This window comes from Phenylobacterium sp. (assembly GCF_004799395.1).
GTDB lineage: Bacteria > Pseudomonadota > Alphaproteobacteria > Caulobacterales > Caulobacteraceae > Phenylobacterium.
In genome coordinates this window covers 1-10,023 of the sequence record NZ_SSMZ01000246.1, presented here as the reverse complement: position 1 = coordinate 10,023, position 10,023 = coordinate 1, and the positions used below count along the sequence as shown (strand labels likewise).

The 10,023-nt window shown below is 66.9% G+C and carries 9 protein-coding genes; 2 read left to right on the top strand and 7 right to left on the bottom strand.

Annotated features, from left to right (window positions below):
- The 4 genes from E8A12_RS15735 to E8A12_RS15720 all read right to left on the bottom strand — a co-directional run.
- Positions 1 to 209 (bottom strand): GNAT family N-acetyltransferase (locus E8A12_RS15735; RefSeq protein ID WP_293370489.1); only part of this gene is annotated, 209 nt, incomplete at its 3' end.
- On the bottom strand, positions 206 to 1,096 hold the full coding sequence (gene aguB, locus E8A12_RS15730) for an N-carbamoylputrescine amidase (protein ID WP_293370487.1): 891 nt from the start codon (positions 1,094 to 1,096) through the stop codon (positions 206 to 208). The genes E8A12_RS15735 and aguB, both read right to left, overlap by 4 nt.
- Positions 1,096 to 2,100, bottom strand: a complete 1,005-nt coding sequence (locus E8A12_RS15725; RefSeq protein ID WP_293370485.1) for an agmatine deiminase family protein — start codon at positions 2,098 to 2,100, stop codon at positions 1,096 to 1,098. The genes aguB and E8A12_RS15725 overlap by 1 nt, the downstream gene beginning before the upstream one ends.
- Positions 2,101 to 2,238: 138 nt before the next feature.
- A complete protein-coding gene (locus E8A12_RS15720) occupies positions 2,239 to 4,800 on the bottom strand; it encodes a TonB-dependent receptor (RefSeq protein ID WP_293370483.1) in 2,562 nt (853 codons plus the stop codon).
- Positions 4,801 to 4,992: 192 nt separating this feature from the next.
- Here E8A12_RS15720 and E8A12_RS15715 point away from each other — a divergent pair, with 192 nt between their 5' ends.
- Positions 4,993 to 6,624 carry a glycosyltransferase family 39 protein gene (locus E8A12_RS15715; RefSeq protein ID WP_293370481.1) on the top strand — a complete coding sequence of 544 codons (1,632 nt, stop codon included), beginning with the start codon at positions 4,993 to 4,995 and terminating at the stop codon, positions 6,622 to 6,624.
- A 12-nt stretch (positions 6,625 to 6,636) separates the two neighbouring features.
- On the opposite strand, the gene msrA is transcribed toward E8A12_RS15715, so the two are convergent.
- The 3 genes from msrA to E8A12_RS15700 all read right to left on the bottom strand — a co-directional run bounded on the left by msrA (position 6,637) and on the right by E8A12_RS15700 (position 8,823).
- Complete coding sequence (gene msrA, locus E8A12_RS15710) at positions 6,637 to 7,371, bottom strand: peptide-methionine (S)-S-oxide reductase MsrA (RefSeq protein ID WP_293370479.1); 735 nt, start codon at positions 7,369 to 7,371, stop codon at positions 6,637 to 6,639.
- 100 nt (positions 7,372 to 7,471) lie between these two features.
- On the bottom strand, positions 7,472 to 8,113 hold the full coding sequence (locus E8A12_RS15705) for a 3-oxoacid CoA-transferase subunit B (RefSeq protein WP_293370477.1): 642 nt from the start codon (positions 8,111 to 8,113) through the stop codon (positions 7,472 to 7,474).
- Positions 8,113 to 8,823 (bottom strand): CoA transferase subunit A, encoded by a 711-nt coding sequence (locus tag E8A12_RS15700; RefSeq protein ID WP_293370475.1) that lies wholly within the window; start codon positions 8,821 to 8,823, stop codon positions 8,113 to 8,115. The genes E8A12_RS15705 and E8A12_RS15700 overlap by 1 nt, the downstream gene beginning before the upstream one ends.
- Positions 8,824 to 8,951: 128 nt before the next feature.
- Between E8A12_RS15700 and E8A12_RS15695 the strand changes: the two genes are divergently transcribed.
- Positions 8,952 to 10,023: monovalent cation:proton antiporter-2 (CPA2) family protein (locus E8A12_RS15695; protein ID WP_293370473.1), on the top strand; the 1,072-nt coding region annotated here is incomplete at its 3' end.

The following is a 10,023-nucleotide window of genomic DNA, read 5'->3' as shown; positions in this document are numbered from 1 at the left end:
CGCTCGATGGCCAGACGCCCGAACCCGGTCTCGGCCAGGCTGGCGGTGAAACGGTCGACCCGCTCAAAGGCCTGTTGGCGGCTGAACGGGCCGCCCAGCCATTGGCCGACGTCCGGATGGACCATGATGTCGGCGTAGGGCTCACGGTCGGCCGCGGTCCAGGCGCGCAGGATCAGGCGCCCCGTCTCGATGAAGACCGGCTCGATCAAGCGGGCCGCCCTTGGGTCAAGGCGCCATAGAGGTCCGGCCGCCGGTCGCGGAAGAAACCCCAGGCGGCGCGATGGGTGGCCAGGAAATCGAGGTCGAACTCGGCGACCAGCGAACCCTCGTCTTCCCGCCCAAAGGCCTGGACCAGGTCGCCGCGATGGTCGGCGATGAAGCTGGAGCCATAGAATAGCTGCCCGCCACCGGGATAGTTCTCCCAGGGCTCGAAGCCGGTGCGGTTGGCGCCCACGACCGGGATGACATTGGAAACCGCATGGCCCTGCATCGCCCTGCGCCACGGCGCGGCGGTGTCCAGGCTGGGGTCGTGCGGCTCCGAGCCGATGGCGGTGGGATAGAGCAGCACCTCGGCGCCCATCAGGGTCATGGCGCGCGCGGCTTCCGGATACCACTGGTCCCAGCAGATGCCGACGCCCAGGCGCCCGAACCGCGTGTCCCAGACCTTGAAGCCGGTGTCGCCGGGCCGGAAATAGTACTTCTCCATATAGCCCGGCCCGTCGGGGATATGGCTCTTGCGATAGACGCCCATGAGCGAACCGTCGGCGTCAGCCATCACCAGGCTGTTGAAGTAGTGCGGTCCCTCGCGCTCGAAGATCGAGATCGGCAGGACCACGCCCAGCTCGGCGGCCAGCGGCGCCAGCGCCTTGACGCAGGGATGCTCCCGCCAGGGATGGGCCTGCTTGAACCAGCGCTCCTCCTGGGCGACGCAGAAGTAGGGGCCCTGGAACAGCTCCGGCGGCAGGATCACCTGGGCCCCGCGGCCGGCGGCCTCGCGGATCAGCTCCGCGGTGCGGGAGATATTTGCGTCCAGATCCAGGCCGAAGCTCGCCTGCAGGGCCGCGACGGCGACTTTCCGGGTCTCTGGCCGAGTCATCAGGCGGGCTCCTGCTGGCTGATGCAGTGGAACGAGCCGCCGCCGGTGAGGATCGCCGACGAGGGCAGACCGATCACCTGGCGACCGGGGAACAGGTGCTCCAGCGCCTGGACGGCGAAACCGCCGGCCCTGTCCTCATAGAGGGGCACGATCACCGCGCCGTTGGCGATCAGGAAGTTCATGTGGCTCGCCGGCGCGGCCTTGCCGTCGGCGCCGTCGATCCAGCCCGGCGAGGGGATGCGCATTACGCTCAGCCGCCGCCCCGCCGCGTCGGTCATGCCGGCGAGCCGCCGGGCTGCGTCGTCATAGGCCTTGGCGTTGGGGTCGCCGCGCCCGAAGGCCACCGGGCAGGCGACCACGCCGGGCGCCACGAAGCGCGCCAGGTTGTCCACATGGCCGTCGGTGTGGTCGTTGGCCAGGCCCTCGCCCAGCCACAGCACCTTCTTCGCGCCCAGGGCCTGCGCCAGGGCAGCCTCCGCGTCGGCCTCGCTCCAATCCGGATTGCGATTGGAATTCAGCAGGCACTGGCCGGTGGTCAGGATCGTGCCGTCGCCGTCGTGATCCAGCGCCCCGCCTTCCAGGATGAAGCCGAATTCGTTGAGCGGTGTCCCCGACGCGGCGGCGATCTGGCCGGCGACCGTATCGTCATTCGGCAGCTGGTATTTGCCGCCCCAACCGTTGAAGCGGAACCCCTGCGCGACCAGCCCCTGCGGACCCTGCGCGAAGATCGGGCCGGTGTCCCTGAGCCATATGTCCCCGAAGGCGCCCGTGACGATCTCGACCTCGGCGGCCTGGCCGAGCAGCCGCCGCGCCTCGTCCGCGCCCTGCGGCGTGCCGGTCATAAGCCGAACCCGCTCGCCGCCCGGCCCGGCGAGCGCGCGGGCCAAGGCGGCCACCTCGGCCTGAGCGGCCGCCAGGTCGTCCTCCCACAGCTCCGCATGGCTGGGGAAACCCAGCCACATGGCCCGGTGGCGCGCCCATTCGGCGGGGACGGTGACGGTCATTCGAATGCCTGACTCCAAAGGACGCGCGCAGATGGGCTGCGCGACCCGGGCCGTCAAGGGCGCGCTGCGGACCGCCCAAACGAAAGGGGCGGCCCGTCGCCGGACCGCCCCATCGAACTCGAACCCGGAAGCTCGGGCTTAGAACTGCGCGTGCAGCGTGACCGACAGGGTCCGCGGCGCGTCGTAGTAATAGAAGTAGGATGCCGCCGCCTTGGTCACCGTAGGGGTCAAGACGACCGGGTTCGCGTTCGTGACCGAAGACACCCGGAAAGGTTGGCGCGTATTGGTAAGGTTGAAGACGTTGAACTGCAGGTAGGTGTTCTGGGCGCCCCACCAGGTGATCGGCATCCGGGCGTCGAAGTCGACGATCGTCGAGTCCGGCATGCTCGCCGTGTTCATGTCGTCGATGTAGCGCTTGGAGGTGTATTTCACCGAGCTGCCGACATCGATCCAGCCGAAGTCGTAGCGCGCATCGGCCGAGAACTGCCGGTCAGGCGTCAACACCAGTTCCTTGCCGGCGGTCGGCAGGGCCAGGGCGACTGCGCCGGCGGTGGCGACGACTTCGTTGCTCTTCACGTCACTCTTGGAGAATTCCGCGCTGGTATAGAGCGAGAAGTGATCGAACAGGTGAACGCCGGCTTCAAGGTCGAGGCCGTAGATCTGCACGTCGCCGATATTGCGGTCGATGCTGAGCGTCGGGTCGGTCGGATCATAGGACTGAACGATCCGGTTCTTGTACTGCACGTCCCACGCGCTGAACGACGTGGTGAGCACGGTCGATTGGTAGCGCCAGCCAGCGGCGTAGCTTTCGGAAGTTTCGGGCTGCACCACCGCGGTGGTCGACGAATAGAGGTCGTCGGTCTTCGGGGCCGAGAAGCCTTCCGCGTAGGTCGCGTAGATCAGCTGGTCGTCGTTGATGCGGTAGCTAACGCCGGCGTTCGGCAGGACCTTGTTGAACTTGAAGGTCTGCGAGAACGGCATCCGGAAGTTCGGCGTCTTGGTGTCGGGACTGAAGGAGATCGAACCGGTCTTGCCGAACAGCAGGGTCGACAACGCGTTGGTGTTGCCCGCCGCGACGCCGGCGTTGTACGCAGCCTGGACCAGAGTAGGATCGATCGTGTCGCAATAGGCGCTGGTGCCGTTGTAGGTATAGCAGAACTGTTGCAGGTCCCGCTTGAAGAACGGGTCGCGGACTCCGATGTTGAAGTGCAGCTTATCGTCCATGAACTTGCCGATGTAGTTTACGGCTACTTGGTTCAGTTCCGCTATCGAGTGCCGGTCGCGGGTGCGCATGATGCTTCCGTCCGCCGTCGTGATCGGAGTCGAGCCGAGGCCGCCGTAGATCGAGCCGGGCAAGCCCGTCGCCGGGTTGATGAAGCCCATCTCGCCGGTCTGGCGGTGCATGCCGTAGTCGAGCGTGTAGCCGAGCTGGAAGTGGTTGTGCTCGTCCATGTCGTAGAGCAGCGAGGAATTGATCCCGTAGCGATGGGTCTGGGTGTTGCTGGGGCTGTAGACGTCGACGGTGTCGAGCGTGTCGCCGTCGCCGTTCAGGTCCACGCCCTTGGAGCCGGTCTTGTTGCCGATCAGCCGCGGGTCGGATTCGCTGAGCGCCGTGACGCCACCCCCATTGGCCAGGGTGTAGAAGAACGACGGGTCGAAGGTGAAGGTCACCTTGTCGCCCAGCGAGAACTTCGATTGGCCGCGGATCGTGCCGAAGATATCCGGGTTCGGGTGCAGGCCCCAGAAGTTGCCGTCGTAGCCCGTACCGCTGGAGCCGGCGCCCTGTTCCTGACCCGGCGCGATCGCATTGCCGGTCGCGGGGGTGTCGACGACGCCGGCGCGGGCGGTCGGGGCGACCCATTGGGTATTGTAATCCAGGGTGTTCTTGCCGAATTGAGCGAACTGCGATGGCGAGGAGGATTGGTAGAAGTAGTCGTGCTCCACCACCAGGCTGGTGGCCAGGCTGATGAAGTCGCTGCCCTTCAGCGGCTGATAGATGCGCGCGTCGAAACCTTCCTTCATCAGGCTGCCGGCGCCGACCCACTTGTCGGCGTAATCGTAGTTGCCGGCCAGGAGGATGCGCGTGCCCCAGGGACCGACCTCGCCGGTATCGCCCTCGACGTAGTAGCGGCTGAAGTTATTGCTGCCGACGGTGGGCTGAATGATCAGCTCACGGTCCTTGGTCGGGATCTTGGACACCAGGTCGACGGTGCCGCCAACCGCCGAGGCCGTCGGGCTGTCGACCGAGGTCGCGCCCATGTTGACCGTGACGTGGTCGGTGATTTCCGGCGTCAGGTACTCGCCCGGATAGGACGCGTAGTTGCCCGTATCATTCACCGGCACGCCGTCGATGGTGATGCCGATATGGGCGCCATCGAAACCGTGGATGCGCAGGTCGCCTGAGAGGTTACCCGTCTGGTCTTCCGAGGTGTAGTTCACGCCGGGCAACAGATTGATCAGCTGGGCGAAATTCTGGCCCGCCTGCTGGTGGGCAAAGAACTCATGGCTGACGATCGATTCGTCCTTGGCCTCTTGGACCTGGGTGATCACACCCGCGACATTCGGCTGTCCGTGCGCGCCGGTGACGACCAGCTCCTGGATTTGCGTGGCGGTCGATTGGGCCAGGGCGCTCGACGCCAGAAGCAGGCCCGTGGCCAAGGCCGTGCTCGCGCATAAGGCGCGGTTCAGTTTGAGTTTCATAGTATCCCCTCTTAGGAGCCCCCGAAGCCGTCACCCCAGACGACTCCGCTGTCTTGATTTAGCCTATATCGCGTAAATCGCAGCCTAGGGTGACGGTTTTGCTACGGTGGCGCTTGGTCGCAGCAGGAAGCTGACATGTGTGGCGCCGGCGCCCCTCCTGTGGGCGTTCCGTTGCCGCTAGGGTCCCGCCCGATGATTGGCCCACGGATATCTGAAGCCCGGCGCTCGACGGAGCTGGACGCCGACAGCCGCGCGGCCCTTTGGCTGGTGGCGGGCCTGACCCTGCTGCGGGTGATCGCGCTCTTCCGTACACCTCTGGAGCTCTATCCCGACGAAGCGCAGTACTGGCTTTGGTCCCGCAGCCTGGCGTTCGGCTACTATTCCAAGCCGCCGATGATCGCCTGGGCGATCTGGGCTTCCACGGCCCTGGGCGGGGACAGCGAGCCGTGGGTGCGGCTGCCGGCGGTGCTGTTCCAGGCGGGTGCGACGCTCTGCGCATTCTGGATCGGACGCAGGCTCTATGGCCCGAAGGTCGGCCTGGCGGGCGCCGCCCTCTACGCCCTGGCCCCGGCGATCCAACTTTCCGCCACGGTGGTGGCCACCGACGCGCCGCTGCTGTTCTTCCTTGGCGTGGCGCTGGGCGTCTACGTCGCCCTGCAGGAGGCCGAGGGGCGCAGCCGCTGGCTGCTGGCGGCGGGCCTCGGCGCGGCGCTGGGCCTGGCCTTCCTCAGTAAGTACGCGGCCGTCTACGCCTTGATCGGCGTCGGACTGCACCTGGCCCTGTCGCCGTCGGCGCGGCGGGTGTGGACGGCGGGCAGAGCAGGCCTCGCAGCCGGGGGCCTCGCCCTCGTCCTGGCGCCCAACCTCGCCTGGAACGCCGCCCACGGATTCGCCACCCTGCAACACACCGCGGCGGACGCACACTGGGCCGGGCGACAGCTGTTCAACCTCAAGGAGCTCGGCCGGTTCCTGGGCGAGCAGTTCGCCGTCTTCGGGCCCATTCCATTCGCGGTGCTCGTGGGGGGCGGGGCGATCCTGACCTGGCGGCGGCGCCTCGAGGCGGCGGATGTGTTGCTCCTGTGTTTCACGGCCCCGCCGATCCTGATCGTCGCCGTCCAGGCCTTCGTCAGCCGCGCCAACGCCAACTGGTCTGGGGCGAGCTACCTGCCGGGCGCGATCCTGGTGGCCGCCTGGCTGCTCCGCTGGCGCGCGCGACGCACCCTCATCTCGGCGCTTGTGATCCAGGGCCTGGTCGTGGCCGCTTTCATAGCGCTCGTTCTGCAACCGAAGCTCGCCGACAGCCTTGGCCAGTCCAACAGTCTCAAGCGGGCCCGCGGCTGGGACCAGACCGCCGAGATCGTGGTGCGCAGGGCCCGCGCTGAGGCCCCGGCGGGCCTGAGCGCCATCGCGGTCAACAACCGCTTCCTCTATTACGGCCTGGCCTACTACGGCCGCGACTACTTCAGGGAGCCGCTGGCGGCCCCGTTGAAGATCTGGATCCGGGGAACCGGCGCCGGCAATCAGGCCGAGGCCTCGGCGCCGCTCACCCCCGCCGACGGCCAGCGGGTGCTGCTGGTGGCGATCGAGGGCTGGTTCGACACCGAGATGGCCCGCGACTTCGCCTCGACCTCCGGCAAGGAGCTGGACGACGTCTTCCTCGGCCGAGGGCGCGAGCGGAACCTGGAGACGTTCGTGGGTTCAGGCTTCAGGCCGCAACCGCGCGATCCGAAGACCGGCTATCCGACGCCCGAATGGTCGCCGGCGGTCGGCGCTTTCGGCAAGGCGGCAGGCGCCAGCTCGGAACCTTCGCCCACACAGCCCTGAACGTGCGGCGTTCTAGAAAGCCCGGGCGGTTCTCGTCGGCTGGGCCTTGGACTGGTCCGCCGGGAACACGGTATTCGCCTTGGCGACGTAGCGATCCGGGAACACCTCGCGCAGCATGGCCACCTTGGGGAGGTCATAGGTGGCGATGTAGGGCTGTTCGGGGTGCCGGGTGAGGTAGTCCTGGTGGTAGTCCTCGGCCTTGAAGAACCCCTTCAGCGGGTCGACGCGCGTGGCGATCGGCTTCTTGAACACGTGGGCGTCATTCAGCTGTTTGATATAGGCCTCGGCCACGCGCTTCTGGTCGGGCGTGGCGTAGAAGATCTCGCCCCGATACTGCGTCCCCTCGTCCGGAAACTGCATGTTGAGCTGGGTCGGATCGGTAGCGACCGTGAAGAAGATCCGCAGGATCTCGCCATAGCTGATCTGCTGCGGATCGAAGGTGATCTGGACCGATTCCGCGTGGCCGGTCGTTCCGGTGCTGACCAGTTCGTACTGCGCCGCTATGCCCGGGCCGCCGGAATAGCCGGAGTAGACCTTCTTCACGCCCTTCACATGCTCGAACACGCCCTGGACGCCCCAGAAGCAGCCGCCGGACAGTACGGCGGTCTCCGTCTGGCCGGCTGCGGGCAGCGATACGTCGACCTTGGGCGCGGGCAGGGCCTGAGCCGGAGTCGCCGCCTGGGCCATCGGCGCGGCGCTGCAGATTAGGGCGGAGGCGGCGATGGCCGCGAAAAGTCGGGTTTTCATGGAGTCGAGATACCCTTGGCAAGCATGTCGGTCGCCTCAGTATACGCGATCACACCCAGGATAGTTACAGGCGCGCGGTTTGTGCGTCTTGGCGGAGAAATTAGACCTTCACAGCGAATTCGGCCTCGGTCTTGGCCGTCACCTCGTCCACCGTCACGCCGGGGGCCAGCTCGACCAGGCTGAGCGGCGACTTGCCTCGGCTGACGTCGAACACGCCCAGTTCGGTGATCACCAGGTCGACCACGCCCTGGCCGGTGAGCGGCAGGGTGCAGGCCTTGACCAGCTTGGGCGCGCCGGACTTCTCAGAGTGCTCCATGACCACGACCACCCGCTTGACGCCGGCCACCAGGTCCATGGCGCCGCCCATGCCCTTGACCATCTTGCCGGGCACCATCCAGTTCGCGAGGTCGCCGTTTGCCGCGACCTGCATGGCGCCGAGGACCGACAGATCGATGTGGCCGCCGCGGATCATGGCGAAGCTGTCGGCGCTGGAGAAATAGGACGAGCTCGCAAGCTCGGTGATCGTCTGTTTGCCGGCGTTGATCAGGTCCGCGTCGGCCTCGCCCTCGTAAGGAAACGGCCCCATGCCCAGCATGCCGTTCTCGCTCTGCAGGGTCACCTCAACGCCAGTCGGGATGTAGTTGGCCACCAGCGTCGGAATGCCGATGCCGAGGTTCACATAGAAGCCGTCGCGCAGCTCCATGGCGGCGCGGGCGGCGATCTGTTCGCGGGTCCAGGCCATCAGACGGCTTCCTTCGGGCGAGTGGTGAGCTGCTCGATGCGCTTTTCGAAGACCGCGCCCTTGAAGAGCTTGTCCACGTAGATGCCCGGCGTGTGGATGTTGTCCTTGTCGAGACTGCCCGTAGCGACCAGTTCCTCGACCTCGGCCAGGGTCACCTTGGCCGCGGTGGCCATCATCGGATTGAAGTTCCGCGCGGTTTCCCGATAGACGAGGTTGCCGGCGTGGTCGCCCTTCCAGGCCTTGACGATCGCCAGGTCGGCGGTCAGGCCGCGCTCCATCACGTAGTGCTCGCCGTCGAACTCGCGGACTTCCTTGTCCTCGGCCACTAGGGTGCCGACGCCGGTCCTGGTGAAGAAGGCCGGAATGCCGGCCCCGCCGGCCCGGATGCGCTCGGCCAGCGTGCCCTGCGGGTTGAACTCCAGTTCCAACTTTCCGGAGAGGTAGAGCTCGGCGAACAGCTTGTTCTCGCCGACGTAGCTGGAGATCATCTTCTTGATTTGGCCGCCGGCCAACAGGATGCCCAGGCCGAAATCATCGACGCCGCAGTTGTTCGAAACCACCGTCAGGTCCTTCGTCCCCGCCTCGCGGATCGCCGCGATCAGGTTCTCCGGGATGCCGCAGAGGCCGAAGCCGCCCGCCATGATGGTCATGCCGTCGAAGAGCACGCCCGCGAGGGCGTCGACGGCGCTGTTCACTGTCTTGCTGGCCATGCCGCCCTGTTACGCCGCAACGCAGCATCTGGAAACGGGGGAAGCCGTCGCGAGCTTGAAAAAGACTCGTCAAGACCGGCCCAGCCTGCCTCCATGATCCAAATGGCCGACATGGAAGCCTTGCAGCGATGAACGGCTACTCCCTCCTCGTCCAGGCGATGGTTTACCTGGCGGCGGGCGTGGTCTCGGTGCCGATCGCCAAGCGGCTCGGCCTGGGCTCGGTGCTGGGCTATCTGATCGCCGGCGTCCTGGTTGGACCCTTCGCGCTCGACCTTGTGGGTCCGGAAGGCGACGTCCTGAGGTTCGCCGAGTTCGGGGTGGTGATCCTGCTGTTCCTGATCGGGCTGGAGGTGCGCCCGGCGCTTCTGTGGCGGATGCGCACGGCGATTTTCGGGCTGGGCACGGCCCAGCTCCTCGGCACGGCCGCCCTGGTGGGCGCGGGCTCGCTGGCTTTCGGTCTCGACTGGCGGCTGGGGGTCGCCACCGGCCTGATCCTGGCGCTGTCGTCCACCGCCATCGTCCTACAGAGCCTGGAGGAGAAGGGCGTGCGCCAAGGCCCAGTAGGTGAAGCCTCGTTCGGGGTGCTGCTTTACCAGGACCTGGCGGTGATCCCGCTGTTCGCACTCTTGCCCTTGCTGGCTCCGATCGGCGCGCCTGCCGCGGCGCCGGCGCACGGGGTCAACCTGATCGGCGCCCTGCCCATGTGGGGCCGTGTGGCCGCGCAGCTGGGTGCAGTCGCCGTGGTGGTTGGCTTCGGGCGCTACCTGACCCGCCCGCTGTTCCGCTTCATCGCCGCCGCCCGCCTGCGCGAGATATTCACCGCTTCGGCCCTGCTGCTGGTGGTGGCGGTGGCGGCTCTGATGGAGGAAGTCGGCCTGTCGCCGGCGCTCGGCGCTTTCCTGGCCGGGGTGGTGCTGGCCGAGAGCGAGTTCCGCCAGGAGCTGGAAACCGACATCGAACCCTTCCGCGGACTGTTGCTCGGCCTCTTCTTCATCACCGTCGGCGCCGGCCTGGATTTCGGCCTGGTGATGAAACATCCGCTGGTGATCGCCGCGGCCGTCGGCGGTCTGATCGTGTTGAAGACGCTGGCGATGTACCTGTCGGCGCGGCTCTTCCGCACCCCGCCTCGCATCGCGCTGACCACCGCCGTGGGCCTGGCCCAGGGCGGGGAGTTCGCCTTCGTGCTGCTGAGTTTTGTCG